Here is a 26,676-nt window from a genome sequence, read left to right as displayed (position 1 = left end):
ATGCGACCGCTACGCATCGCGGCTCTGAGCCTGGCAATCCTGGTCGTCACCCCGGCGCTCACGTGGGCAAGTCCGACATCCTTTGCAGGTAAGGCGTTCGACACCTGCGATACACCGTCGTCGGCGACCATGCAGGCCTGGCTGTCGTCGCCGTACCGATCGGTCGGTGTCTACTTCGGCGGTGACGGGCGCGGCTGCAAGACCCAGGCGAACCTGACCGCTGCCTGGGTCAGCGAGCAGACCTCCGAGGGCTGGCACCTCCTTCCCCTGTACGTCGGTCGCCAGGCCCCGTGCACGACCACCCAGTCGTTCAAGATGTCCGCCGACCCAGCGACGGCACGCTCACAAGGTCGTGCCGAAGGCGGCGACGCGATCACTCGCGCCGGAAACCTCGGTCTCGCGGTTGGGACGACGCTCTACAACGATATGGAGCACTACGACAGCTCGAACACGGCCTGCCGGACCGCGGTGCTCAGCTACCTGACCGGATGGACCGAGCGGCTGCACGAGGCGTCGTACTTCTCCGGGGTCTACTCCGGTGCAGCCTCAGGCATCCGCGACCTGGCAGGCGTCTACCGATCAACGACGTACGCGCGGCCTGACTTCATCGACTTCGCATGGTGGAACGGCAAGGCGGACACCGACGCGGGTTCGTACGTGCCGGCGACCTACTGGTCCAACCACCAGCGGATCCATCAGTACGCCGGTGACCACAACGAGACGCACGGCGGTCGCACGATCAACATCGACAGCAACCAGGTCGACGTCCAGCCACCGGTGAACCGCGACTTCACCAGCTATCCGGAAGTCAGCAGCGGTGCGAGCGGCCCATTGGTCAGCGCACTGCAGTACCTGCTGAAGGACGACGGCCGCGATGCGGGAACGGTCGACGGCAACTTCGGCAGTCGCACCGATACCGCCGTACGGGCGTTCCAGTCGGCGCACGGACTGGGCGTGGACGGCGAGGTGGGCCGCCGGACCTGGACCGCGCTGTTGTCGGCGGGCTGGCAGCCGAACCTTGCCCGCGGATCAACCGGGTTCGAGGTCCGCCGTCTGCAGCGTGCGCTGACCGCCGCGCTCGGCCGCCCGATCGGGATCGACGGCGACTTCGGGTCCGGTACCGAGCAGGCCGTCCGTGACTACCAGACCAGCCGCGGCCTCCCGGTCGACGGCGAAGTCGGTCCACAGACCTGGACCGCTCTCCAATCAGGTCAATGAAACAAGGGAGAACTGTGATGAAGAAGGCTTTGTTGCGCTCGGCTGTCGCCACCGCGGTGCTGGCCGGCGCCACCGTCTCGGCCGCACCGGCCGCGAACGCCGGGTCGTGTGTCGGCTCGATGTGCGGCACCGTGGTCAACCAGACCAGCCTCGGGATGCGGGTCGCGATGGGCTGGTGCAGTGAGGACGACCGGTACGAGCCGCTCGGATCGTCCTGCCCGAGTGGCATCCGCGGGCTCAGCCCGCACAGCAGCACCGACGGGTGGGGTGACGTCGACGCCTACGAGATTCCGTACCGCTGCACGTTCTGGGTCGACATCAAGAACTTCTGGGGCTGGGAGGGGACCAAGGTGCAGGGCGCCGGCTGGTACAAGATCGACACCGACGACGTCGCCTACATCCGCAACTACGAGTGCCGCGGCGTCTGATTCCTTTCGGCACCGATCGATCCTTCCCACCCACCGGCCGAGCCTGCATCATGGGACCTCGGCGCGCCGGCTCCCGCCCTGCCGCGCGCCGCAGGGGAGGCACGGCAGCGATGGGGACAGTACGGATTCACTTCACCGCGGCGGATCTGGCCCGGACGCACATCGCGCCGGAGCCGGATCCGCTGTGGGAGCTGATGCTCAGCCTGCACCTGCTTCAGGGCGAGAAGCCCCGGCAGCCGCAGTACTTCGCGCAGTGGCGCCGGAGTCTGCCGCGCGACGAGAGCTTCCACCAGATGATCCGTACGACGCTCGCCCCGGCCGCGCCGGCGGGTGCGTACTTCCCCGACTTCATGACACCGATCGAGGGGCTGGCCGGATTCGAAGCCGGCCTCGAGACCGTGCTGAGCACACCGCGGCAGCGGATGCGACGCGAACTCGACCTCGTCACACCACCTCGCGGATCGGCCGCCTGGATCGCCGCGCTCGCCAACGGCCGAGCGGCCGACATCGCCACCCTCGGCGCGGCCATGCAGACGTACTACGACCGTGCACTCGCACCGTACTGGCCGACGATCCGGGCCCGCATCCGCGCCGAGTACCTGTTGCGCACACGGCTGCACAGCGACGACGGCATCTCCGGCCTGCTCGGCAGCCTGCGCCCGGCATTGCGCTGGGAACCACCAGTGCTGGAGGTCAACGGGCCCACCAGCCGAGACATCCATCTGAACGGCCGCGGGCTGACGCTGATCCCGTCGTACTTCAACTGGCACAACCCGATGACGATGTACGACCCCGAGCTGCCACCCGTCGTCATCTACCCGTCCGGGCGCCTCGGCTGTCCGCAGCCAGTTGCCCCAGGCAAAGGCCTCGCCGACCTCATCGGCAGTACCCGCGCCGCCGGCCTGGAGGCAATCGCCAACGGCTGCACGACGTCAGAGCTCGCAGCCGCTCTGAGCATCTCCCGCTCGACGGCCAGCGAACACGCCACCGTCCTCCGCGGCGCCGGCCTGATCACGACCGAACGCCAAGGCCTGGCCGTCTGGCACTCGCTGACCGCCCTCGGCACCGCAGTCCTCCAGGGCAGCCGCTCCCGAGCGAACGCGTAGCTACTCGCGCCAGCCCGCGAGGTCGACGGACTTGGCGGTTTCGACGCGGTAGGCAAGGTTGACCGTGGTCTGCTCACCGGGCGGGAGGTCGAGCTTCCAGGTGATGATGCCGAGCTCGGTGGTCTCGGCGGGGTCGGGGCTGGCGGTGATGGGTTTGACGGTGATCTCGTGGTCGCGGGCAACCGGTAGCTGGTCGAGGACGGTGATGCGGGCGGCGCGTGGGGTGTGGTTCTCGATGCGGGTTGCGTACTCGACCTCGCGGCGGCGGGTCGATCCGAGGGTCGCCTTCGTCGCAGTACGGCGTACCAGCTCGCGCTCGACGCGGATGCGGTCGTCGAGACCGAGGGCGAGCTCGACCTCCTCGCCGGGTGCCCAGAGGGGGAGGGCGGCGGATCCGACGAAGTCGGCTTCGTGGAAGACGGCTGCCTTGCCGGCGGGCAGTGTGTGGGTGCTGGAGTTGGCGACGGTGGCCCGGAGGTGGACGTCGGTCGAGCGGATCGGGGCGGTGATGTAGTCCAGCTCGGAGTCGAGCTCGATGGAGGCGATCGTCGCGCGGTGGGCAGCGCCATCGGCGGGTACGGCGACCGGTCGTGGCGGCGTGTAGGTCGCGGCCGTGGTGCCCTGCTCGACGGTGGCGCTCTGCTCGACCCATTCAGGGGCGGCGCCTGCGGGCTCGGGGGCACCGCCGTACGCCGCTTCCGTCCGCGCCATGGCGAAGCTGGCGGGTGCTGCTGGGACCGGTGGGCGACGGCGGTCGAGGTACCACGGGTCGAGCTCGGGCACCTTCGCGTTCACCGCGGGCCGGGCGGTCGACAGCGTGAGCTCGCACTCGGGCCAGTCCTCGCCGGTGTACTGGGTGATCAGACCGAACCAGCCCAGGGTCAACCGGTCGCCGGCCAGGCGGACGTCGTACGTGCTGGTCCAGCCGGCCCCGGGGACGACGTACGACAGCTCGATCTCCACCTCGGCGTCGGCCTCGAGGTTCAGCGCGACCGCTACCGAGCGGCGGTCGGGGACGCGCTGCTGTGCCACCTCGGCCAGCCGGCGGTCGATCGCCGCGAGCCGCTCCTCGGCGTCCTCCCGCTGATCGGCGAGCTCACGCCGCTTCGACCGTACGGCGGTCAGCCGCGTCGCCAGCGATTCGGTGAACTCACCCAGGTCGGCGCCGGCCTCCCCGGCGGCAAGAGTTCGGGCGAAGGTGCCACCGGCCCGGCGTCCCAGCTGAGTCAGGAACAGGTCGAGCCGGTCCTGGACCTCATCGGCATCCGCGAGCCCCGCGACCTCGTTCGCCGCCTGCCGGCGTTGGCGTTCCAGGTCGGCGACGGTCTCGTCCGGTGCCTGCGGATGATGCCGTACGGCGAGGTCCACGCCGAGCACGGTCGCCGGCCCGCGACCCGCGACCCGGACCGAATCGTCCTGCAACGTCAGCGGCAGCGAGTCGACGTACACGGTCTGATCGCCGGCGGGGAGGGTGAGACGCCCGCGCCGGGTCACCCGGGCGCGGTCGGGGTAGACGGCGACGGCGACGATCGGTGCATCGAGTTCGGTCATGCTCCGACAGTAGTCCGGGCCGGATCCACGTGGACCCGGCCCGGACCGATCAGCTGACTAGTTGACGGTGATCTTGTCGACCTCGATGGTGAGGCCCTTCACGAGTGGCGTGGAGGTCCCGGTCGTGACCGTGCCGGTTCCCTTCTGCACACCCTTGACGTTCATCGAGTACGTCATCGAGCCACCGGGCGCGCCCGGCGTACTCGTCACCCGGTAGTCCTCGACCGGCGGACCGGTGATCTGGCTACCGGCCGTACCGTCGGCGTTCTCGGCACCGACGGTCAGCCCGTACCCGGCCGGCGGGCTGCCGGGCAGGTTGCCCGGATCGTAGGCGTAGGTGATGTCCTCGGCGCCGTTGAGGCCGATCCACTGCTGGAACACCTTCTGGCTGGTCGTGCCGAACAGGTTCACCCGCCATTCGAGGACGAGCCAGTCGCTCACCCCGTCGGTCAGGCTGGCCGCGAAGACACCGGCGGTCCCGGTGCCGTCGAGGTCGGTCCAGTACGGCGCGAGGACGTTGTTCGGCCGCGCGATATCGGGCAGGTTCTGCGGTGCGAACTGGACATCTTCCCCACTCGACGTGCCGCCCGCGACCGAGTATCCGTTGGAGACCACGCCGATCCGGTTGTAGGTCTGCCCGGCGAACACGTACGGCGCGACGTTGAAGTTCAGCGCCTGCTCGTCACCGATCGGGGTCGGTGTGATGCCGAATGTGTCCAGCGGGATGTACCCGGCCAGCGATCCCGGTGCGATCACCGGCTTGTCGGGCTGGCGTGCGGCCAGCGTCGCGGTCTTGGTCGCGATCTGAGTGCCGATCTGGGTCGCACCCGTCACGCTGTTGAGCCGCAGCTGCGAGCTCAGCGTGCTGACCGCCGTCACCTGCGTGCTCTGCAGGCTGTTGTTCTGCACGGTCACCGTGCAGGTCGACTGACCGGTGTTCCGGGCGATCGTGCTCGGCGTACAGGTCTGATCGATCGGGACAATGCCTTCCTGGCGGAAGAACGCGACCGGCAGGTGCAGGGCGCGGCTGCCGCCGGCCTGCTTCAGGTTGACCTGGCCGAAGTACTGGCCGTCCGGCAGGTCGGGTGCGGTGATCGCGATCGTCAGCTTCTGCGTCTGACCGGGCTTCACCGAGAACCCGCCTGGTATCACGGTGATCTTCGCTCCGCTGACGGTCGTGCCGCTGGCGGTGAAGTTGAGCGTCTGGTTGGTGACGTTCTTGACGACGCGCGTGGCCGTGATCAGGCCAGGCATGGTCGGTGCGTTCACCGACGGCAGGTTGAGGTCGATCCGGTTCAGCGGATCGGCGGCCGAGGCCGCGTAGTTCGCCGCCGACTCGTCCAGGGTCAGACCGGGGTCACCGGCCTTGGTCAGGTCGATCCGGCCGCCGCCGTGGTCGAACGGGTCGGCCGGGGTGACCCGGTCGGACTTCTTGACGTTCGTCCTGGCCGTTGTCTCCAGCGCGGACTTCACCTGGCCCGGCGTCCACGACGGGTGCAGCGCGATGACCAGGGCGGCTGCGCCGGCCACGTGCGGTGACGACATCGACGTACCGGCGATCACCTGGTAGAGGTTCCCGGGCGGGCCCAGGGTCGGGGACTCGGTCACCGGTGTCTGACCGGCGAGGATGTGCAGACCGGGCGCGGTGACGTCCGGCTTGAGGAAGTCACCTCCGGGACCGCGCGACGAGAAGTTCGTGATCACGTCGCCCTGCCAGGTGGTCTTGTTTCCTTGGGTCATCGTCGCCGTAGCCCCTGGATGTGCCGCGAGGAACGCGAGCAGGACGTCGGCATCGGGCTTCTCGAGCTGAGCAGTCGGCAACCAGTGGTTGTCGGTGAAGACGTCGGACGGGAAGGTCGTGTTGTACATCAGCATGCCGACCGCGCCACCCTGCTTGACGTTGAACCCCTTCATGACGCGGCCAGGGGTGAACTGGCAGGCGACGATCTTGCCCGTGAGCGTGCCGGCCGGCGCCGCGGTGTTACAGGTCGCGTCCGTGTAGCCAGGGGTGGACCCAGCCAGTACGACGGGGGTCGCCGTACCGATGCCTGCGGTCACCGACGCACCGGTGATCGTGGCGGTCGCGCCGCCACCGGCCAACGTGATCGTCGAGCGGAAGGTGCGTGTCTGGGTGGAGGCCGCGACCGTGGTGACCCACGGGCTGCGGTGGTTGGTCGTGTTCGCGCCCGGACCGGAGTTGCCGGCCGAGGCGGCCACGAAGACCCCCGCGGCGTACGCATCCAGGAAGGCGAGCTCGACCGGGTCGCTGTAGGGGTCGTTGCCACCGGAGATCGAGAAGTTGATCACCCGGACGCCGTCCAGGATCGCGCGGGCGACAGCCGCCGTCGAGTCGGACGGGAAGCAGCCTTGGGCACCGCAGACCTTGTAGACCGAGACAGCCGCGGCCGGTGCGATCCCGCGGATCGCGCCGCGGTTGATCCCCAGCGGGTTCGCGTTCGCGACCGGACCACCGGCCGAGGTCGTCGACGTGTGCGTGCCGTGGCCGTTCGAGTCCCGAGCGGAATCGGGGAACATGTCGCCGCCGATCACCGCGTTGTAGGTGTCGAGGAACGGCCGGCCACCGATCAGCTTCCGGTTGCAGACGAACTCGTCACTGGCCGGCGTCAGCGGGTTGTCGCCGAAGTCGCAGACCCGCGGCGTCCCGTCGGCGGTCGCCGGGGGAGCGGGCAGCGTGCCAGGATCGGCGTACGACGGATGCTCGGGCCACGAACCGCTGTCGAGGATGCCGACGATCACGCCCTTGCCCGCGGAAGCCGAACCGCCGAGCTGGTTGTAGATCGTCGGAGCGCCGATGAACTCGCCGCTCGAATCGGTCAGCAGCTTCTGCGGAGTGTCCTCCTGAACCGCGGCGACACCCGGCAGCTTGAGCAGCTCGCGGGCCTGGTTCGCCGGCACGCTGAGCGCGATACCGCCGTACACGGTGCGCAGCTTCTGCCCGGCCCGGGCGCTCGGAACCTTGCTCTGCATGGCTGCGAGGAAGTCGTTCTCCAGCGCCGTCACATGCTTGAGGTACTTGGTCGCGTTCGCACCCTTGGGGTCGAGACGCTTCCCGGTGACCGCGGGGCTGGTGCCCGGCAGCCCCTTCAGGCCACCGCGATACGCGGCGAGCGAGTCGTAGTCCAGCTTGACGACGACCCGCACCTGCTTGGCCGACGTGCTGTTGATCAGCGCGGGATCACTCTTGGCGAGCTGCCCGCTGGGCGACTTGGCGCCACTGACCGTGTCGGCAACCTGCAACGGCGTCGCAGTCCAGGCCCGGCCGCCTGGTGGCGGATCGGCAGCGGCCGCTCCGGCCGGGGTCAAGGTGGCGGCGAACAGCAGACCGGCGGACACAACGGCCGTGGTGGTGCGTCTTCTGTGAATCCGTGACCTCATGCGGTGGCCTCCCGTGAAGGCAGATGAAGCCGTCACCGCGAGCAAGACAAAGCGTGGCCCCCCAGAACACCCCGCCCCCGAGCCCCCCTCGGAACGGCATACCGGCCGGCACCCCCACGGTGCCTGCCTGACCAGAATCTAAGCCCAATCTTTCACGTCGGCCAGAGCTCACAACCCCAAAAAGCTCTAGCCCACTCCCCGCCGTGACCGGCTCGGTCGTGAACACCAGCTGGCGTGTTCAGGCATGCCGGTCATCCCGGGGGAGCTGAGCCAGTACCTTTGCCAGGCAATCCTCGAATGTCTCGCAGTCCCGGACCTGAATACCCCCGGTCGGCGCGCCCGGTCCAGACGCCATCGCGATCCACGGGGCGGCACCGGCCGTGAGACGTGCCTCGTCGATTTGGACCAGCAAGGTCACGCCCGCCGCTCCGAGCCTCTCGAAGAGCTCTTCGACCTCAGTGGCGCTCGGGCTCATCGGTAGAGCTCCAGCCACGCCCGGTCCCCAGGGACCGACTCCAAGTGGCTGATGACCGCACGGAGGCATTCCTCAAGGGTCCGCAGATCCCCCCGCATGACCACTGAGCCCGCCGGCTGTGGTGCAGAGAGGAGCACGGTCCATGGCTTGCCGCGGTCACGCAGCCGCTCGTGATCGATCTTGAGCATCATGGTGAAGCCGGCCCGGCCGACGTCCTGCATGAACTCACCGAGATCGAACTGATCCAGGTTCATCGCCAGGAGCCTAGTCACTCCCGGCGACGAGGTGGGTCACCGAATCACTGTCAGGGGATGCTGATGCCGAAGTCTCGGTTGGCGGTGGCGAAGTCCTGGAAGCCGATGCGGGCGCCGGCGGTGCGGGTGACGGTTCCGTTGGCGATCAGGCCGGCGGAGCCGCGGGAGTAGACGGGGCCGCCGGAGTCGCCGCCGCGGGCGGCGGGCTGGCCGTTCATCTGCTCGCCTTCGACGAGGTCTTCGCGGTCGTTGTAGAAGAAGAGGACCTTGATGTTGCAGACCGGTCCACCGACGACGCCCGCACTGGTCTGGCCGCTCTGGCAGAGGAACTGGCCGACGTAGACGTGGCCCCAGTAGGGGACGTTCTCGATGAGGTTGTCGGTGCTGTTGCCGACGTAGGCCTGGAAGTCGACGGCGTTGGTCGGGATCAGCGCGACGTCGTGGTCGCTGTGCTTGGCGCCCATGTTGCCGATGTACTCACCACGCCCGTCGGCGAACTGCTGGCCCGGCTGACCGCAGTGGCCGGCGGTGAGGATGTACGGACGGCCCTGGCCGTCCTTGACGCCGAAACCGGTCGTGCAGATGGCACCCGCGGACTGGTTCCAGAGCCGGGCACCGCCGATCCAGGGCGACCAGTCGTCGTCCCGTGACGCCGGTTGGAGCGGTTCCTCCGCGACAACGCGGACCGGGACGCCGGTACGGCGGTGCAGCGTCGACCCGAGTTCGGCGGCCGCGCGACGTGCTGGCCGGACGCCCAGGACGAGGCCGCTGCCGTCACCGGGGTTCTTGACCGCGTCGATGCCGTGACCCGGGTTCTGTTGCTGCCAGGTCGCGATCGACCGGGCGGCTCGGTCGAGTTCGGCCTTGGAGTGGACCGCCTTCGCGATCCGGACCGGCGCGCGCTCGGCGGCGGAGATGACGGCCTGCCGGATCCGGGTGGGCGGCGTACCTTTCCACCACAGTACGACGGCATCCGCGGCGAGCGTGATACCGGCGTACCCTTGCAGGCCTGGCGATTCGGTGACCGCGGCGAGCTGGTCGGCGGCCTCGACCAGTGGCCGCTGGGCCAGCATCTGCCGGTCCGCGGCCGAGAGTGTCCTGACCTCGGTCCTCGATTCCGGGCTGGCCTCGAAGGCCTGGGTGGGGAGTGCGGTGCAGGTGGCCAGCAGGGCGACAGCCGTGATGGCAACAGATGTTCTACGCATGAGCAAGTCCTCACACTGGGGGCGGTGTCCGCCCACTGTGAGGAGTCAGTTACACCCTGTCAATACATCGTTGTCATCGCCGGGTGGAATGACCATTACCGGCCGAGATTGCCTATGAGCTCGGCGGTCGCCTCCCACAGTTCCCTCTGTACGGCGGCGCTGCGCCCCGCCTCCGGGCACTCCAGCCGGGCCGCGTTCTTGACGGAGAAGTAGCCGTCACCGATCGCCGGGTCAGTGGCCAGCCGCGTGATGATCCCCGCACCCCGGCGCGGATCGCCGATCCGGAAGGTGTTGAGAATCCGGGCCAGCGGCTTGGCGAACGGTAGCTCGCGGCCGATCCCACTGGTGTTGAACCCGGGATCGCAGCAGTTCGAGACGACACCGGTGCCGGCAAGCCGGCGTACCAGTTCTTCGCTGAACATGATGTCCATCAACTTCGTCCGCCCGTACCGCGCCATCGACCCCCGTCGCGTGTACTCGTCGGTGCGGGTCAGATCACGCCCCGGATCGATGCTCCCCGCCTGCAACGCAGCCTGCGAGGCCACCGTGACGACGCGCCCGGTCACTGTGCCCAGCAAGGAATTCGTCAGCACCCAAGGCGCCAGATAGTTCACCGCCGTCATCTCGTCGACGCCGTCGGCGGTGACCCGCGCGCTGAACGCATGCAGCCCGGCGTTGTTGATCAGTACGTCGATCGCCGGGTAGTACTCGGCAATCTCCCGACCGGCCCGCGCCACCTCCCGCACCGACGTCAGATCCGCGACGAACGCCTTGGTCCGGGTCCCCGGCGCCACCGTCTGGATCTCCTGCATCACCGAGTCCGCCTTCTCCGGGCTCCGCGCCACGATCCCCAGCCGGAACCCCTGCCGAGCCAGATCGAGCGCCACCAGCCGCCCCAGCCCGTTGGTCGCTCCGGTGATGACAGCAGTACTCATGGTGCTCCATTCGTTGAGGTACCTCACTAATGTTGCACATGCTGAGGTACCTCACAAATCTGATACCGTCGAGGGGTGACCAGTGCTGAAGAGGTTGGGCTGCGGTACCTCGAGTTGTCGTATGCCGTGCGGCGGGCGGTGGACGAGCGGATGGCCGCGTCGGGGCCGTCCTTGTCACGGGTGAAGGTGCTGCGCGTGCTGGGGGAGTCGGGGCCGCAGCGGCAGGTTGCGCTGGCCGAAGCGTTGAGCCTGGCGCCGCGGTCGGTGACGCAGACCGTGGAGGCGCTCGAGCGAGAGGGGCTGGTCTCGCGAGAGGTGGACGGTCAGGATGCGCGCGCCAAGGTTGTCGCACTGACTGCCCTGGGCAAGAAGTCGCTGCGCGCCGGTACGGCCGCGGGGGAGCAGGTGCTGCGCGACATCTTCGGCCCGTTGGGGGAGCCCGGGATCAAGCAGCTCGGCCGGCTGCTGGAGCGGATCGAATCCGCGGTGAGCTCTTGATGAGAGTCCTGCTGCGGGTCAAACCGGGCGCGTCCCGGACTGCGGTCGGTGGCCGGTACGACGGCGCTGCCGGTCCTGCCCTGATCGTCGCGGTGTCGGCCCGCGCGGTCGAGGGGCAGGCGACGAAAGCCGTGCTGGAGGCGGTCGCGGCGGCGTTCGGGGTTCGTCGTACGGCGGTGACTTTGGTGCGTGGGGCAACGAGTCGCGACAAGCTGGTCGAGGTCGACGGGGACGACGCAACCCTCGGATCACGACTGGCCGAGCTGCTCGGGTGAGCGTGGCGAAGGGTCAGCCGAAGACTCGGCGCTGGATCTCGCGGCGGTAGTCCTCGAGGGTGTTGTCGAGGTGGACCGCGGTGGCGTGGGCTGCTGCTTCCGGGTCGCCGTCCCGGATCGCCTGGTAGATGGCAGCGTGTTCCTCGGTGGCTTCCTGGGCGTGGCCGCCGACGGTGCCGTGCAGGCCGATCGCGGTGGACTGGTACTGCAGGCGGCGGGCCTCGCGGACCGAGGCGACCAGGAAGCTGTTGTGCGAGGCGGTGGCGATGCCGAGGTGGAAGTCGTCGTCGCCGCGATCGAACAGCGCGGCCTGCCCGGTCAGGTGGCCGTGCCGGCAGGTTTCGGCGGCGGCTTCGATGGCGCGCAACTCGGCCGGGGTCGCGCGGGTGGCGGCCAGCCGGCTGGCCGCGGTCTCCTGGGCGCGGCGGAACTCGAACAGCATGTAGACGTGGTCGAGATCGGTGGGATGGAAGAAGCCTCCCCAGCGTCCGGAACCCAGCATCCCGTCGTCGTCGGAGACGTAGAGGCCGCGGCCCTTCTGGGCCCGGACCCGTCCGATCGCCGACAGGATCTTGACCGCTTCGCGCACCATCGTCCGGCTGGTGCCCAGCTGGCCGGCCAGTTCGTTCTCGGTCGGCATCCGGTCGCCCGGGCGGAGTCCCAGCTCAGCGATCAATTGCAGGATCCGCTCGGCCACGAGCTCGTAACCCGGCCGGTACGGCCCGGCCGGAACGGACACGCTGTCCACCTGCCTGCCTCCATCCAGTAGGTACCGCCAGACAGAGTACGGGGTTCCAGGCTCCGGCGAACCGTGATTGGTCAGTCTCATCTCTTGACGCGCTGCGAGCCGACCGCTGTCATGGGCTGAAATGAGTACCACACATTCTAACCGACCGGATCATTCAACCCGCCCCTCCGGAAAGGTGAAACACCTATGCCACGTACCCGCTCGTTGATCGCCGCGCTCGTCGCGGCGCCAACCGCCCTCATCGGGCCGATGCTCGCCGGCACTCCGGCACAGGCCGCAGAAACCGCGGTCGTGCGGATCGTCGTCGCTCCCAACGGCAACGACCGCAACCCAGGTTCCACCGCCAGCCCAGTCGGTTCGCTCGCCAAGGCACAGGAGTTGGCGCGCGCCCACTCCGACCAGGCCGACGTCGTCGTGGAGCTCGCCGGTGGTGTCCACCGGCTCTCCGAACCGCTGAAGTTCACCGGCGCCGACTCCGGCCGCAACGGCCACACCGTCACCTGGCAGGCCAGTCCTGGCGCAGCGCCCACGGTGTCCGGCGGTCAGCCGGTCACCGGTTGGACGCAGCACGACGCCGGCGCGAACATCTGGGTCGCCTCGGTACCGCAGGGTCTCGACTCCCGGCAGCTCTACGTGGACGGAACACTGGCACCGCGCGCCTCGATCCCCATCTCACGCAACGATGTCCGGATCACCACCAGCGGTATGACGATCCTCAACTCCGCACTCAACTACCTCGCCACACTGCCCCAGCAGAACCGGATCGAGCTGGAGAGCCTGAACTCGTTCACCAACAGGTACGCCCCGGTGCAAAGCATCAGTGGTACGACGATCACGATGCAGCAGCCCGCCTGGAACAACAACAACTGGGGTTACGACACCCTCGCCAGGCCGTTCGCCGGCGGCGGTCTCACGCTGCACAACGCCTACTCTTTCCTGCGGACGGCCGGACAGTGGTACCTGGACCCGCAGGCCGGAAAGCTCTACTACAAGACGGCATCCGGCCAGTCTCCCGTCGGTCGCGACATCGTGCTGCCGCGCCTGACCTCACTGGTCCAGATGAGTGGCACGCTCGCGAACCCGGTCCGCGACATCACCATGCGGGACATGGTTTTCGAGCACACCACCTGGCTCCAGCCCGGTACGTCGATCGGGTACGCGAACCAGCAGAGTGGCGCGTTCATCCCGGCCGGCTACCAGATGCCCGGTGACTTCCTGACCTCTTGTCAGTCGGGTTGCCAGCAGTTCGAGGCCACTCGCAACGGCTGGGGTCAGGTACCGGCCGCCGTACAGGTCTCGGCCGCCACGGGAATCACCTTCACCAACAACATCTTCCGCCACCTCGGCCAGGTCGGTCTCGGGATCGGCAACGACGCGAACGCGCACCAGTCGGGTGTCGGCCTCGGCGCGTCGAACATCACCGTCACCCAGAACACCTTCACGAACCTCTCCGGTGGCGGAATCCTGATCGGGGGAGTGCGGCCGGACGCGCACCACCCGTCCAATTCGGCGATGGTCAACCGCGACATCCTGGTCAAGAACAACCTGGTGACGGATGTCGCGAAGGACTACAAGGACATGGCCGGCATCCTGTCGACGTACACGACCCGCGCGGTGATCGAGCACAACGAGGTCTCCAATCTCGCGTACGACGGGATCGACATCGGCTGGGGCTGGGGTGCCAACGACGCCGGTGGCAGCCAGGACTACCGCAACCGCGGTCTGTACAACTACCAGCCGGTGTACACGACTCCGACGACACTGCGGGAGACGGTCGTCCGGTACAACGTGGTCCACGGCACCAAGAAGTCGCTGCACGACGGCGGCAGCCTGTACAACCTGTCCGCCAACCCCGGCGGCTCGTTCGACCACAACCTCGTCTACGACAACCGCAGTACTGTCGGTCTGTACCTCGACGAAGGTTCGCGGTACGTGTCGGTGTCGAACAACGTGGTCATCGACAGCGGAGTCTTCGCCTTCACCAACGCCAGCTCCACCAACAACACCAACGACAACGTGTTCGCCGACAACTGGTACAACACCGGCGCGACCAACGTGGCCACCGGGCCGCCGCACAACAACGTTGTCCGGGGCAACGTCCAGGTCAGCGGCTCCTGGCCGACGGCCGCGCAGCAGGTGATGGCACAAGCAGGGATCGAACCCGCCCTGCGTCCCCGCACCGGTGAGCTCTTCGCGCTGGCCGCGGGCAAGTGCCTGGACGTACCGAACAACAGCACCACTCCAGGCACGCAGGTCCAGATCTGGGGATGCTCCGCGGCCGCCAACAAGACCTGGACCCGCACCGCGACGGGACAGCTGACCGTCTACACCGGCGGCAACACCCGGTGCGCGACAGCCTTGAACAGTCAGACCACCAACGGCACTCAGGTCGTGATCTCGCAGTGCACCGGCGCAGCCAACCAGCAATGGCAGTTCAACACCAATGGCACCATTACCGGTGTCCAGTCCAGGCTCTGCCTGGACGTGAGTGGTGCAGGCACCGGCAATGGCGCCAAGGTTCACCTGTGGACCTGCCACGGCGGCGGCAACCAGCAGTGGGCGCTGTCCTAAGCCCACCGCGACAGGTCCGCTAGTCGGTCGTTGACTCCTCCTGAAGGGCGATCCGGAGCGCGTGCAGGCCGTGGTGCAGCCGGGAACGGACGGTGTCCCGCGGCACGTTCAGCGCCTCGGATTGCTCGGCGACGGACTGACCCAGGTAGTAGGCCCGGACCACCACCGTCCGGTGGTCCGGTGCCAGCCTGTTCAGCGCTTCGGCGACCTCCACGATGCTCCTCAGGAATCCCAGATCGCGCCGAAGGCCGGGATACCGCGTAGCTCCAGCTCTTCGACGATGTGCCAGGTGGTCGACTTGTTGGAGATGCAGATCACGGCCTCGGCACCGGACTGCAGATAGGCCTGATAGGTCAGCGCGAGCAGGTCGGGTTTACCTGCGGCGTCGGTGTCCCAGATGACCGCATCCGGTTGTACGGCGAGGATCTCGTCGACCAGCGCGTCGCCGTACGTCTGGCGTGGGTGCCTGGTCGACCAGACGAGCAGCGACGGCGTTTCAGCGGAGAGGAGATGCGGCAGGCAGGGGCCGATGCCACTGCCGGTCGCGACCCAGACGACTTTGCGGAACAACTTGTCGATGTTGCCGACCCCGGCGGTCGGGATGCCTTTGACCCACAGGTACGGCGGTACGTCGTCGATCAGAGCGCCGGTCCAGTCGCCCGCCCGGGATATCGTCAACCGGAACCCGGGCTGTCCGGGCGTCGGCACGTTCGCGAAGGAATGCCATTCGAGCAAGGGATTCCGGCTCACCGCGGTCGACGATCCGGCGAACGGCGTCACCCCGTAGCCGAACCGGACGAGCGCGACGTGCCGCGACGGCCGGTCGATCCGGACCGGTACCCGGCGCAATCGCAGCCACGGCAGGAGCACGCTGAAGGTGACGACCGCGAGCACCCAGAGACTCGCCGTACTGGCTGTCGCTGCCGCATGAAGCGCGAACAGGACCAGGACGGACCAGCCGCCGAAACGGTGGGCCCGTTCGAACCAGTTGTGCTGCCGGGCCCGCAGCACCGGCAATGCCAGCACGATCATCGCCAGCAGCAGCGCCAGAATCACCCAGGTCAGGGCGAGGGATGGCGCGGTGAAGGGAAACCAAGCGGTCGCGCAGATCGATGCACCGACATGCAGGCCGCCGAAGTGATAGACCTTCCCCATCGTCCACCGGATCCGCAGCGGCCAGTGGGTGGGCACCCGGGTCGCCAGCCAGAACAGCAGATTGATCACGTACTGCTGGCGGATCAGCACCGCCAGAGCGAAGTTGGCGAGCACCATCGACGACGGGTCGGCGATCGGGATCGATGCCACATTGACCAGTACGACGGCGGCGGCGAGCCGATTGTGATGGGTGAACGGACGGCGCTTGGCTCGTGCGCGCAACGACCGTCCCGGGGCGGGGAGGCTGAGCTGCGTGGTCATGCCACACCTGACCCGACGACTCGAGCCAGCCGGGATACCAGCGCACGCCGATCGATCTTGCCGCGCTCGGTGACCGGTAGCTTGTCGACCGCGACGATCAACGTCGGCGAGCAGTAGTAGGGCAACAGCTCCTCGACGACTCGCCGGGCTACCTCGGGCTGGACAGTCGCCGGGCTGACGAAACCGACCAGCCGGTCCTCGTGCAGCACCGCGGCGGCACTGGCGCAGCCCGGAGTCTGCTCGAGTGCCGAGGTGACCGCGTCCAGCTCGATCCGGAATCCCCGGAGCTTCACCTGGTCGTCGGTCCGGCCGTGGTGTTCGAGCTGCCCGTCTGCGGTCCAGCGGGCCAGGTCCCGGGTGCGGAACATTCGGTTGGTGCCGCCGAGGAACGGATCCGGCCGGTACCGCTCGGCGGTCAGCGTCTCGTTGCCCAGGTACCCGTCGGTGACACAAGCACCGCCGGCCCACATCTCGCCGATCTCTCCGATCGGACACGGCCGCAGGTCGTCGTCCAGGATGTACACGGTCGTGTTGGGGACCGGCCGGCCGATCGTCAGCGCGCCGTCGTAGCGCTGCACGGTGTTGACGATGGTGACCTCGGTCGGGCCACAGCCGTTGTGGAAGGCCGCTCGCCGTGACCAGGCCACGGCCAGACTCTGTGGGCATCGCTCACCGGCGACGGCGACAGTGTGGACCGCCGGGCAGGCGGCGGGATCCAGGGTGGACAGGATGCTCGGCGTGGCGATGACGACGTTCAGACTCTCCGCGGTCCGGGCCAGGTCGTTGCCTCGGACAACCAAGGTGCCGCCGTGGGCGAGCGTCCCGAGGATCTCCCAGGCGGCCATGTCGAAGGCGATGTTCAGCAACTGCCCGACCCGGTCACCGGGCCGGATGCCCAGCGATCCCGGCTCGGTGAGCAGGACGTTGCACAGGTTCGCATGGGTGACCTGGACGCCGTTCGGCGCTCCGGTGGTGCCGGAGGTGAAGATCACCACGGCCGCGTCGCCGTCCTGCTCGGCTCGAGGTGGGTCGGCCTCGGCGGTGACGGTGTCGATCGCGACGATCTTGCCCAGTTCGGAGGGAACGTCGTACTCGCTGGTGGTGAGGACGACCCGGATGCCGGCCGTGCTGACGACGTGTCGCAGGTGATGTGGGGGAGTGATCCGGATGTCCTGCGGCACATAGGCGGCGCCGGCCTTCAGGATCGCGAGGATCCCGACCACCATCTGCGGTGATCGGGTGAGGAAGAGGCCGACCCGGTCACCCGCCCGGACACCCAGTACGGCGAGCCGGTCGGCGAGGTGCTCGGCCTGCTGGTCGAGTTCCTGGTACGTCAGGCGAACGCCTAGGTGCTCGACCGCGATCTGCTGCGGATGATTACGCGCCTGCGCTTCGATCGCGTGGTGGATGCGATGGAAGTCCGGCCGCTCGACGCGGCCGCATCCGTAGTGCTGGAAGAGAACTCGATCGGTGGGAGTGAGTTGGTCATACATGACGACCTCCAGGTTCGGGGCGAAACCGAAAGGGCAGATCGGCTCTCGCCGACCTGCCCTTGATCTGATGTCGTGCTGTCCTTTTACAAACCCCAGCCGTACCTGATTCGGTCGCGGCCGGAGGGATTTCGGACGGCCAGGTTGAGGTTGGTGCCGCTGCCACTCAGGGCGAACATCGAGTACCAGTCGTAACCGCCGCCGTCGGTGCGCTTGCCGCCCAGTGCGGGCCAGTAAGTGCCGCCCATCTGGTTGTCACGCATCACCTGGGTGGCGGCGCGCAGATAGCGGACGAAATTGTCGGTGCTGGACGCATTGGCGTAGTTGAGTCCGTTGGACATCGGCGATCCGTATTCGGTCATCACCGCGCGCGAGGCGCAATTACCCAGCCGCGTCTGCATGTGGCTGCGCCAGCCGTCGTACGTCATCGGGCCGGTGAAGAAGGTGTAGGTGTGGAACGACATCAGCGTGCCGTTGAAGCGGCTGTCGTTGCAGATGTCGCGCAGATCCTGGCTGAAACCGGTCCCGCCGATGAGCACCCGGCTGGGCACGGCCGAGTAGTGATACCTGAGCCACTCGGCAGCGACATTTCGCCAATCCGCCGAGCTGTAGCCGTGCGGCTCGTTCATCGGCTCGAAGTAGACTCCTGTGTTGGAACCGTAGGTGCTGGTCACACGCGACCACATCGTGTTCCAGGCGGCGTAGTTCGTCACCTTGCCGCCTGACGCGGCACCGTCCTCCCAGTAGGCGAGGATGACCTTGAAGCCGCGCGCGGTCGCCGCGTCGACGGCACCCCGGTAGGCCTCCCACCAGGCGGTGCCGACGGTGTGCGTGTTGATCGGCAGCCGTACGGCGTTCACCCCGATCGCCGCCATGTCGTCGTACAGGGCGTTGGCCTTGGCCCGCACGGTCGCATTGCTGTCGGTCGAACTCAGGCCGGAGATGACGAGCGGACTGCGACTGAAGTTGTCACCCAGGACAGCCCAGTTCATGCCGCGGAACTGGTTGGTGGCGGCGCTCGCCGGTGCCGAGGTGGCGACCACACCAGTGAGCCCGAGTGCTGTCACCACCAGGAGATTCAGCATTCTTCGGATCATGTTCTCGCCCCTTCTGAGCGGGTTGAGGGGATGCGATGTGCAAGAAATATCGGCCTCGCACCGGGCGGTGTCCATCCGGCGATCACAGATGGGCGCGATCGTTCAGATCCGAACATCGGCCTCGATGAGACTGAATCATTCAAGTAGGAAACTGAATGAGACTGAAGCATTGCGCAGTCTGTGATCTGTCCCGTACGGTCTGCAACTGATCGGATCGGATCGACACCCACCGCCCCGGGGGTCCCCATGGTTCAACCGCCCACCGCTGCTACCGGCGCACTCGCCGCCGGCCGCACGCTCTCGCCTCCAGCACAGGACTGATCATGCTTCGCCGCTGACGTCCTGACTTTCTGCCGGCCGAGCGTGGGAGCGCTCCCGTCAGCACCGTACGCCCTCACTGACCAAGGAGGAAGTATGAAACCGCAGATCGATTCCACCCGATGGCGTCGGCCACTGCTCCGCCTCGCGGCCGGCGCGCTCGCTGCCACCACCGCGTTCGCGCTCGTTCCCAACGCGGCCGCCAACGTCGAAGCCGCCACCACCCTCGGGGCCGCGGCAGCGCAGTCCGGCCGGTACTTCGGGGCCGCGGTCGCCGGCGGGAAGCTGGGCGACTCGCAGTACACGACGATCCTCAACCGCGAGTTCAACTCGATCACCGCCGAGAACGAGATGAAGTGGGACCACACCGAGCCGTCCCGCAACAACTTCACCTTCGGTTCGGCCGACCGGATCGCCAACCACGCCCGCAGCCAGGGCAAGCAGTTGCGTGGGCACACGCTGGTCTGGCACTCGCAGCTGCCCGACTGGGTCAAGGCCATCGGGGACGCGAACACCCTGCGCAGCGTGATGAACAACCACATCAACCAGGTGGCCGGACGGTACCGCGGCCAGATCCATTCCTGGGACGTGGTGAACGAGGCCTTCGAGGACGGCGGGAGTGGCGCGCTTCGTTCCTCTGTGTTCCGCAACGTCCTAGGCACCGGGTTCATCGAGGAGGCGTTCCGGACCGCCCGTACCGCGGATCCCGCCGCCAAGCTCTGCTACAACGACTACAACATCGAGGACTGGAACGCGGCCAAGACCCAGGGTGTCTACCGGCTGGTCCGCGACTTCAAGGCTCGCGGTGTACCGATCGACTGTGTCGGTCTGCAGGCCCACTTCGGCAGCGGGGGTGCGCCCGGCTCGTTTCAGACCACGGTGGCGAACTTCGCCGCCCTGGGCGTCGACGTACAGCTCACTGAACTCGACATCGCCCAGGCCTCACCGACCGCTTACGCCAACACCGTCCGGGCGTGCATGAACGTCGCGCGGTGCACCGGCATCACCACGTGGGGCGTGCGGGACAGCGACTCGTGGCGCGGGAGCGAGAACCCGTTGCTGTTCGACCGGAACGGCAACAAGAAGCAGGCGTACGACGCCGTCCTCACGGTACTGAATGGCACGCCGACCGGCAGCCCGATCCAGGTCGGCGTCAACTACCGGCTGGTGGCTCAGCACAGCAACAAGGCCGCCGACATCGCCAACGCCTCCACTGCCGCGGGCGCCGGACTGCAGCAATGGGCGGCCAGTGGTGGAACCAACCAGCAGTTCGACTTCCTCGACGCCGGCGGTGGCTACTACCGGATCCGGGCGCGGCACAGCGGTCTCGTCCTGCAGGTGTCCGGGTCAGGGACCGGGGCTGATGTGACACAGCAGCCGGACACGAACGCCGCGGCTCAGCAATGGCAGGCCACCGATCACGGCAACGGGGTGGTCAGTCTGGTCAACCGGATGAGCGGCCTGGCCCTGGACGTGTGGGCGGCGTCGACCGCCGATGGTGCACGCATCTCGCAGTGGAACTACAGCGGCAACGCCAACCAGCGCTTCCAGCTCCAGCGCCTCTAGGAGGAGACCGATATGTATCGGATGAAGAGACCCCGCTCGACGGCGCTGGCAATGGTGCTAGCACTGGTGGCCGGCCTGGTGGCAGCCGTCGGTGCGGTCCCGGCCCACGCAGCCACTGTGGATCCGAGCGCTTGGTACGTCCTGGTGAACCGAGCGAGTGGCAAGGCCTTGGACATCTCCGGCGCGAGCACCGCCGACGGTGCCGCGGCTCAGCAATGGACGCGGCACGACGGCACCAACCAGCAGTTCCAGTTCGTGGATTCCGGTGGTGGGTACTACCGGCTGCGGGCACGGCACTCGACCAAGGCGCTGGATGTCTTCAACGCCTCGACCGCCGACGGCGCCGCGATCGTGCAGTGGACCGAACACAACGGCGGGAACCAGCAGTTCCGGCTGGCCGACTCGCCCGACGGCAACGTGCGACTGATCAATCGCAACAGCAACAAGGCACTCGAGATCCCGAATGGTTCGACCGTGAACGGGACCGGGCTCGTGCAGCGTTCCGACAGCGGTGCAACCCATCAGCAGTGGCAGCTGGTTCGCCTGGACAGCAACCCCAGCGGTCCGCTGCCGTCCACCTTCCAGTGGTCGTCCAGCGGAGTGCTCGCCGGGCCGAAGGCCGATGCGCAGCATCCCAATCGGTACTCGGTCAAGGACTTCTCGGTGGTCCGCCACAACAACCAGTGGCTGATCTACGCAACGACGGCCGGGGCGAACGGTTGGGGTCTGGTGAACTTCAACTTCAGCGACTGGTCACAGGCGGCCGCCGCGCCGCACACCTACCTGGACACGGCATCAGCGATCGGGCCGGGCTACCGGGCCGCGCCGCAGCTGTTCCACTTCGCGCCACAGAACCTCTGGTATCTGGTGTACCAGACCGCGCCGCCGACGTACTCGACCAGCACCAACCCGGCCGATCCGCGGTCGTGGTCGGCGCCGAAGACGTTCATCGCGCAGGAGCCCGAGATCGTCCGGCAGAACAAGGGCGACGGGACCTGGATCGACTTCTGGGTCATCTGTGACACCGCGAACTGCTTCCTGTTCTTCAGCGACGACAACGGTCACATCTACCGCGCCCAGACCACCCTGGCCAACTACCCGAACGGGTTCGGCAACACCCAGATCGTGCTGTCGGACTCCAAGTTCGCCCTGTTCGAGGCGACCAACGTGTACAAGGTGGCCGGGTCCAATCAGTACCTGCTGATGCAGGAGGCGATCGGCGGCACCGGCCGGCGGTACTTCCGGTCCTTCACGTCCACCAGCCTGACCGGCAACTGGACGCCGTTGGCCGCAACCGAAAGCCAGCCCTTCGCCGGCCGGAACAACGTCACGTTCCCCAATGGTGCGTGGACGCAGGACATCAGTCACGGCGAGCTGATCCGGGCCAGTAACGACCAGACGCTGACGATCAATCCCTGCAACCTGCAGTTCGTCTACCAGGGTCAGGACCCCGGTGCCGGCGGCGACTATCTCAAGTTGCCCTGGCGGATGGGCCTGCTCACGCAGACGAACTCGGCCTGCTGACCTGCTGACCACCCCCGCTCCCGCCTGACTCAGATCAAAAGGGTGTGACCTGCTATGCGATTCAAACTCAGAGCGGCGATCTCCGCCGCCCTCCTGATAGCCGCCGGTACGACGGCGAACGTGATCACCTCGGCGCCCGAAGCCGCGGCGCATGCGGTCAACCCCGCCGATTTCCAGCAGGTCGAGCTGGCGCGTGGGGTGGCCGAAATGGGCGAACCGATGTCGCTGGCGGTACTGCCGGACCGTTCGGTCCTGCACACCGCCCGCAACGGGACACTACGCCGTACGACGGCCGCCGGGTCGACCAATGTGATCGGCTCGGTGCCCGTCTACTCGCACGACGAGGAGGGTCTGCAGGGCATCGCGGCCGACCCGAACTTCGCCACCAACCGCTTCATCTACCTCTACTACTCGCCACCGCTGTCCACACCGGGCGGTGACGCCCCGGACAACGGGACCAACTTCTCGGTGTGGAACGGCGTCAACCGGTTGTCGCGCTTCACCCTGAACGCCGACTTCACCCTGAACACGGCCAGCCAGGTGACCGTGCTCGACGTGGCGACCAGCCGCGGGATGTGCTGCCATGTCGGCGGCGACATCGATTTCGATGCCGCAGGCAACCTGTACCTGTCCACCGGCGACGACTCGAATCCGTTCGCCTCGAGCGGCTACACCCCGATCGACGAGAGCGCCAACCGCAACCCCGCGTTCGACGCGCAGCGCAGTTCGGGGAACACCAACGACCTGCGCGGCAAAGTCCTGCGGATCAAGGTGAACGCCAACGGGACGTACTCGATCCCGGCCGGCAACCTGTTCGCGCCGGGCACCGCACGGACCCGCCCGGAGATCTACGCGATGGGCTTCCGGAACCCGTTCCGGATGAACGTGGACAAGGCCACGGGCGTGGTCTACCTCGGCGACTACGGACCGGACGCCGGTACGACGAGTTCGAGCCGGGGCCCGGCCGGACAGGTCGAGTTCAACCGGATCACCTCCGCCGGGAACTACGGGTGGCCCTACTGCACCGGCAGCAACACCACCAGCGAAACCTACGTGGACTACACGTTCCCGTCCGGGCCGTCGGGGGCGCGGTTCAACTGTGCCGCACCGGTCAACAACTCGCTGAACAACACCGGCCTGACCAACCTGCCCGCCGCGCGACCGGCCTGGATCAAGTACGACAACTGTTCGCTCGCGGCGTTCGGCTGCGGGTCCGAGTCCCCGATGAGTGCACCGGTTTATCGATACGATGCAGCGAACCCGTCGTCGGTCAAGTTCCCGCCGGCCCTGGACGGCCACGTCTTTGCCGGTGAGTTCGGCCGGCGCTGGATCAAGGTCATCGACGTGAACTCCGACGGCTCGGCCGGCCAGATCAACCCGTTCCCGTGGCGTGGAACCCAAGTCATGGACTCGGCCTTCGGCCCGGACGGCGCGTTGTACGTCCTCGACTACGGGACCGGCTGGGGGAGCGGTGACGCGAGCTCGGCGCTCTACCGCATCGAGTACAACCCGGCCGGTAACCAGGCGCCGGTCGCGCGGGCCGCCGCCAACCGCACGTCCGGATCCGCGCCGCTCGCCGTGACGTTCTCTTCGGCCGGCTCCACGGATCCCGAGGGCGGTGCCCTGACCTACGCCTGGAACTTCGGCGACGGCAGCACCTCCACCGCGCCGAACCCGAGCCACACCTACACCACGAACGGCCAGTACACGGCCACGCTCACCGTGACCGATCCCGCCGGCCGCTCCGGCAATGCCAGCGTGATCATCTCGGTCGGCAACACCGCCCCGACAGTCACCTTGACGACACCCGCGAACGGAAGCCTGTTCAGCTTCGGGGACACCAAGAACTACACGATCACGGTGTCCGATCCGGAGGACGGCACGATCGACTGCAGCCGGGTCAAGCTGAGCTACCTGGTTGGTCATGACAGCCACGCGCACCTCATCACGTCCCGGAACGGCTGCACGGGCACCCTGCCCATCCCGGCGGACGGTGAGCACGACACCGCAGCCAACCTGTACGGCGTTTTCGACGCCGAGTACACCGACCTGGGTGCGAACGGCCAGCCGCCGGTGACCACCCATACGCAGCACGTCCTGCAGCTCCGACACCGCCAGGCCGAGCACTACGGCACCCAGTCGGGCACCGCCACGTACGACAAGGCGGTCGCTGAAGGCGGTAAGACGGTCGGCGACATCCACAACGGTGACTGGATCGCCTTCCAGCCTTACAACCTCGCAGGTGAGACCCGGTTCTCAGCTCGGGTTTCCTCCGGTGGCTCCGGCGGCACGTTGTCGGTGCGGACCGGTTCGCCGACCGGCGCCGTACTCGGGACAGTGACCATCCCGAACACCGGTGGCTGGGAAACCTTCACCAACGTCGCGACAACGCTGACCAATGTCCCGGCCGGCACTGGCACGCTCTACCTGACCTTCGCCGGCAGCGGCACGGGCTATCTGTTCGACGTCGACGCGTTCACCTTCGGTACGTCGACCGGTAGTGGTGCCGGACAGATCACCGGTATCGGCGGAAAGTGCATCGACGTCAACGGAGCCACGTCCACGGACGGCGCCAAACTCCAGTTGTGGACCTGCCACGGCGGCGCCAACCAGCAGTGGACCCGCACCGGCAACACCTTCCAGTCCCTCGGCAAGTGCATGGACGTCACCGGCGGCGCGACCGCCGACGGCACCCCGGTGCAGCTCCTCACCTGCAACGGATCCGCGGCGCAGAACTGGTCCGTGCAGGCCGACGGCACGATCCGCAACGGCACCAAGTGCCTCGACGCCAACGGAGCCAGCTCTGCCGACGGCACCCAATTGATCATCTGGACCTGCGGTGGTGGCACCAACCAGCGCTGGGTTCCTGCATCCGGAAGCTTGGTGAGTTGAGATGAGGAAGTCCATCAGTCGGCGCGTGCTCGGTCTGGCCGTTACGGCGGCCGCCGTCCTCGCGGTCACCACCGGCCCACCGGCCGGCGCCGCCGATCCGCCGTACGACGTCCTGGTGTTCTCCAAGACCGCTGGATTCCGGCACGACTCCATTCCGCAAGGCATTCAGCTGATCCGGGATCTTGGCGCGGCCAACAGCTTCACCGTCGCCACGACCGAGGACGCGAACGCGTTCACCGCCACGAACCTGGCGCAGTACGAGACGGTGGTCTTCCTCAACACCACCGGTGACGTTCTGAACGCAACCCAGCAGAGTGCGTTCGAGACGTACATCCGAGGCGGTGGCGGGTACGTCGGCATCCATTCGGCCGCCGACACCGAACACGACTGGCCGTTCTACGGCGAACTGGTGGGCGCGCAGTTCGCCTCGCATCCGGCCATCCAGCAGGCGACCGAGCGCATCGAGAGCCGGGCACACGCGGCGACCGCGCATCTTGGCCAGTCCTGGGTCCGCACCGATGAGTGGTACAACTTCCGCACCAACCCCCGCTCGTCGGCCAAGGTCCTCGCGACGCTGGACGAATCGACGTACTCCGGTGGGTCGATGGGCGGCGATCATCCGATCACCTGGTGCAAGAACGTCCAGGCCGGTCGATCCTTCTACACCGGCAATGGCCATACCCAGGCCAGCTATGCCGAGCCAGCCTTCCGGTCGCAGGTCCTCGGTGGCATCCGGTACGCCGCCAACCGGACGAAGGCGGACTGCCGCCCGGAGACCGGCTACACCTCGCTGTACAACGGATCCACCACCGGCTGGTCGCAGTCCGGACCAGGCAGCTTCACCAACAGCGACGGCACCCTGACCTCCACCGGCGGGATGGGCATGCTCTGGTACGGCGCCAAGGAGTTCCGCTCGTATTCGCTCAAGCTGGACTGGCGGATGCCCGGTGACGACAACTCCGGAGTGATCGTCGGGTTCCCGGCAGGCAGTGACCCGGGCACCGCCCTCAGCCAAGGCCACGAGGTGCAGATCGACGCCACTGACACTGCTGACAAGACCACCGGCGCGATCTACGGGTTCAAGTCCGCGGACATCGCCGCCCGCGACGCCGCGCTGAACCCGCCGGGGGAGTGGAACACCTACGAACTGCTCGTCGAAGGCGAGCGGCTGCAGGTGTTCCTCAACGGTGTGAAGATCAACGACTTCACCAACACCGACCCGGTGCGCTCGCTCACCTCCGGCCACATCGCCATCCAGAACCACGGCACCGGCGACGACGTGTCGTACCGCAACATCCGGATCAAGGAACTCGGTGGCCCGATCTCACGCACCGGGCCGATCACCGGACCGGGCGGAAAGTGCGCCGACGTCAACGGCGGCAGCACGGCCGACGGCACCAAGATCCAGCTCTGGACCTGCACCAACGGGACCAACCAGCAATGGACGGTCACCGGCGACACCTTGCGTGCCCTCGGCAAGTGCATGTCCGTCGCCGGCGGCAGCACGGCCAATGGTGCGCAGGTGCAACTGTCCACCTGCAACGGCAGCGGCGCGCAGAACTGGACGGCCGGCGCGAACAGCGCTCTCGTCAACCCCCAGTCGAACAAGTGCCTGGACGCGAACGGCGGCAGCACGGCCAACGGCACCCAGCTCATCATCTGGACCTGCCACGGCGGCACCAACCAACGCTGGACCCGGCCATGAAGGGCCCG

Annotated in this window: 20 protein-coding genes; 10 read left to right on the top strand and 10 right to left on the bottom strand. The window is 67.6% G+C overall.

The features are described 5' to 3' along the window. The 3 genes from ACFCV3_RS12780 to ACFCV3_RS12770 all read left to right on the top strand — a co-directional run bounded on the left by ACFCV3_RS12780 (nucleotide 1) and on the right by ACFCV3_RS12770 (nucleotide 2,752). Nucleotides 1-1,218 (top strand): glycoside hydrolase domain-containing protein, encoded by a 1,218-nt coding sequence (locus ACFCV3_RS12780; protein WP_376029533.1) that lies wholly within the window; start codon nucleotides 1-3, stop codon nucleotides 1,216-1,218. A 17-nt stretch (nucleotides 1,219-1,235) separates the two neighbouring features. Further along, nucleotides 1,236-1,646 (top strand): hypothetical protein, encoded by a 411-nt coding sequence (locus ACFCV3_RS12775; protein ID WP_376029531.1) that lies wholly within the window; start codon nucleotides 1,236-1,238, stop codon nucleotides 1,644-1,646. 110 nt (nucleotides 1,647-1,756) lie between these two features. Continuing rightward, nucleotides 1,757-2,752 carry an ArsR family transcriptional regulator gene (locus ACFCV3_RS12770; protein WP_376029528.1) on the top strand — a complete coding sequence of 332 codons (996 nt, stop codon included), beginning with the start codon at nucleotides 1,757-1,759 and terminating at the stop codon, nucleotides 2,750-2,752. Here the strand turns inward: ACFCV3_RS12770 and ACFCV3_RS12765 are convergent, their stop codons facing one another. The 5 genes from ACFCV3_RS12765 to ACFCV3_RS12745 all read right to left on the bottom strand — a co-directional run bounded on the left by ACFCV3_RS12765 (nucleotide 2,753) and on the right by ACFCV3_RS12745 (nucleotide 10,568). Next, a complete protein-coding gene (locus ACFCV3_RS12765) occupies nucleotides 2,753-4,303 on the bottom strand; it encodes a mucoidy inhibitor MuiA family protein (RefSeq protein WP_376029526.1) in 1,551 nt (516 codons plus the stop codon). Between the two features lie 57 nt (nucleotides 4,304-4,360). Continuing rightward, nucleotides 4,361-7,699, bottom strand: coding sequence for a S8 family serine peptidase (locus ACFCV3_RS12760; RefSeq protein WP_376029523.1), 3,339 nt, complete (start codon nucleotides 7,697-7,699; stop codon nucleotides 4,361-4,363). Between the two features lie 471 nt (nucleotides 7,700-8,170). Next, nucleotides 8,171-8,428 (bottom strand): hypothetical protein, encoded by a 258-nt coding sequence (locus ACFCV3_RS12755; protein WP_376029520.1) that lies wholly within the window; start codon nucleotides 8,426-8,428, stop codon nucleotides 8,171-8,173. A 50-nt stretch (nucleotides 8,429-8,478) separates the two neighbouring features. Beyond that, nucleotides 8,479-9,633 (bottom strand): hypothetical protein, encoded by a 1,155-nt coding sequence (locus tag ACFCV3_RS12750; protein ID WP_376029517.1) that lies wholly within the window; start codon nucleotides 9,631-9,633, stop codon nucleotides 8,479-8,481. 95 nt (nucleotides 9,634-9,728) lie between these two features. Next, nucleotides 9,729-10,568: an SDR family NAD(P)-dependent oxidoreductase gene (locus ACFCV3_RS12745; RefSeq protein WP_376029515.1), complete on the bottom strand. Its 840-nt coding sequence runs from the start codon at nucleotides 10,566-10,568 to the stop codon at nucleotides 9,729-9,731. A 75-nt stretch (nucleotides 10,569-10,643) separates the two neighbouring features. Here ACFCV3_RS12745 and ACFCV3_RS12740 point away from each other — a divergent pair, with 75 nt between their 5' ends. After that, nucleotides 10,644-11,066: a MarR family winged helix-turn-helix transcriptional regulator gene (locus ACFCV3_RS12740; RefSeq protein ID WP_376029512.1), complete on the top strand. Its 423-nt coding sequence runs from the start codon at nucleotides 10,644-10,646 to the stop codon at nucleotides 11,064-11,066. Next, complete coding sequence (locus tag ACFCV3_RS12735; RefSeq protein ID WP_376029509.1) at nucleotides 11,066-11,341, top strand: DUF167 domain-containing protein; 276 nt, start codon at nucleotides 11,066-11,068, stop codon at nucleotides 11,339-11,341. Before ACFCV3_RS12740 ends, ACFCV3_RS12735 begins: the two co-directional genes overlap by 1 nt. A 13-nt stretch (nucleotides 11,342-11,354) precedes the next feature. Here ACFCV3_RS12735 and ACFCV3_RS12730 read toward each other — a convergent pair whose 3' ends face one another. Next, entirely contained in the window at nucleotides 11,355-12,089 is a 735-nt protein-coding gene (locus ACFCV3_RS12730; RefSeq protein ID WP_376029507.1) for a FadR/GntR family transcriptional regulator, read from the bottom strand. A gap of 186 nt (nucleotides 12,090-12,275) precedes the next feature. On the opposite strand from ACFCV3_RS12730, the gene ACFCV3_RS12725 reads away from it, so the two are divergent. Continuing rightward, on the top strand, nucleotides 12,276-14,660 hold the full coding sequence (locus tag ACFCV3_RS12725) for a ricin-type beta-trefoil lectin domain protein (protein WP_376029504.1): 2,385 nt from the start codon (nucleotides 12,276-12,278) through the stop codon (nucleotides 14,658-14,660). A 19-nt stretch (nucleotides 14,661-14,679) separates the two neighbouring features. Here ACFCV3_RS12725 and ACFCV3_RS12720 read toward each other — a convergent pair whose 3' ends face one another. The 4 genes from ACFCV3_RS12720 to ACFCV3_RS12705 form a co-directional block, all read right to left on the bottom strand. Further along, a complete protein-coding gene (locus ACFCV3_RS12720) occupies nucleotides 14,680-14,874 on the bottom strand; it encodes a sigma factor-like helix-turn-helix DNA-binding protein (RefSeq protein ID WP_376029501.1) in 195 nt (64 codons plus the stop codon). Between the two features lie 8 nt (nucleotides 14,875-14,882). After that, on the bottom strand, nucleotides 14,883-16,076 hold the full coding sequence (locus ACFCV3_RS12715) for a hypothetical protein (protein ID WP_376029498.1): 1,194 nt from the start codon (nucleotides 16,074-16,076) through the stop codon (nucleotides 14,883-14,885). Beyond that, nucleotides 16,073-17,569, bottom strand: a complete 1,497-nt coding sequence (locus ACFCV3_RS12710) for an amino acid adenylation domain-containing protein (RefSeq protein WP_376029495.1) — start codon at nucleotides 17,567-17,569, stop codon at nucleotides 16,073-16,075. Before ACFCV3_RS12710 ends, ACFCV3_RS12715 begins: the two co-directional genes overlap by 4 nt. A gap of 83 nt (nucleotides 17,570-17,652) precedes the next feature. Further along, nucleotides 17,653-18,651: a glycoside hydrolase family 5 protein gene (locus ACFCV3_RS12705; RefSeq protein WP_376029492.1), complete on the bottom strand. Its 999-nt coding sequence runs from the start codon at nucleotides 18,649-18,651 to the stop codon at nucleotides 17,653-17,655. Nucleotides 18,652-19,077: 426 nt separating this feature from the next. On the opposite strand from ACFCV3_RS12705, the gene ACFCV3_RS12700 reads away from it, so the two are divergent. Genes ACFCV3_RS12700 through ACFCV3_RS12685 form a run of 4 tightly spaced genes read left to right on the top strand, consistent with a single transcriptional unit; the run spans nucleotide 19,078 to nucleotide 26,668 of the window. Further along, nucleotides 19,078-20,547 (top strand): endo-1,4-beta-xylanase, encoded by a 1,470-nt coding sequence (locus ACFCV3_RS12700; protein ID WP_376029490.1) that lies wholly within the window; start codon nucleotides 19,078-19,080, stop codon nucleotides 20,545-20,547. 21 nt (nucleotides 20,548-20,568) lie between these two features. Next, entirely contained in the window at nucleotides 20,569-22,071 is a 1,503-nt protein-coding gene (locus tag ACFCV3_RS12695) for a non-reducing end alpha-L-arabinofuranosidase family hydrolase (RefSeq protein WP_376029487.1), read from the top strand. A 54-nt stretch (nucleotides 22,072-22,125) separates the two neighbouring features. Beyond that, nucleotides 22,126-24,963 carry a PQQ-dependent sugar dehydrogenase gene (locus tag ACFCV3_RS12690; protein WP_376029486.1) on the top strand — a complete coding sequence of 946 codons (2,838 nt, stop codon included), beginning with the start codon at nucleotides 22,126-22,128 and terminating at the stop codon, nucleotides 24,961-24,963. A gap of 1 nt (nucleotide 24,964) precedes the next feature. Then, a complete protein-coding gene (locus ACFCV3_RS12685; protein ID WP_376029484.1) occupies nucleotides 24,965-26,668 on the top strand; it encodes a ThuA domain-containing protein in 1,704 nt (567 codons plus the stop codon). Nucleotides 26,669-26,676 lie beyond the last annotated feature (8 nt).

Source organism: Kribbella sp. NPDC056345, from assembly GCF_042262745.1.
In the GTDB taxonomy this organism is placed as follows: domain Bacteria; phylum Actinomycetota; class Actinomycetes; order Propionibacteriales; family Kribbellaceae; genus Kribbella.
The sequence above is the reverse complement of the archived record's forward strand: the minus strand, read 5'-3'. Positions and strand labels throughout refer to the sequence as shown.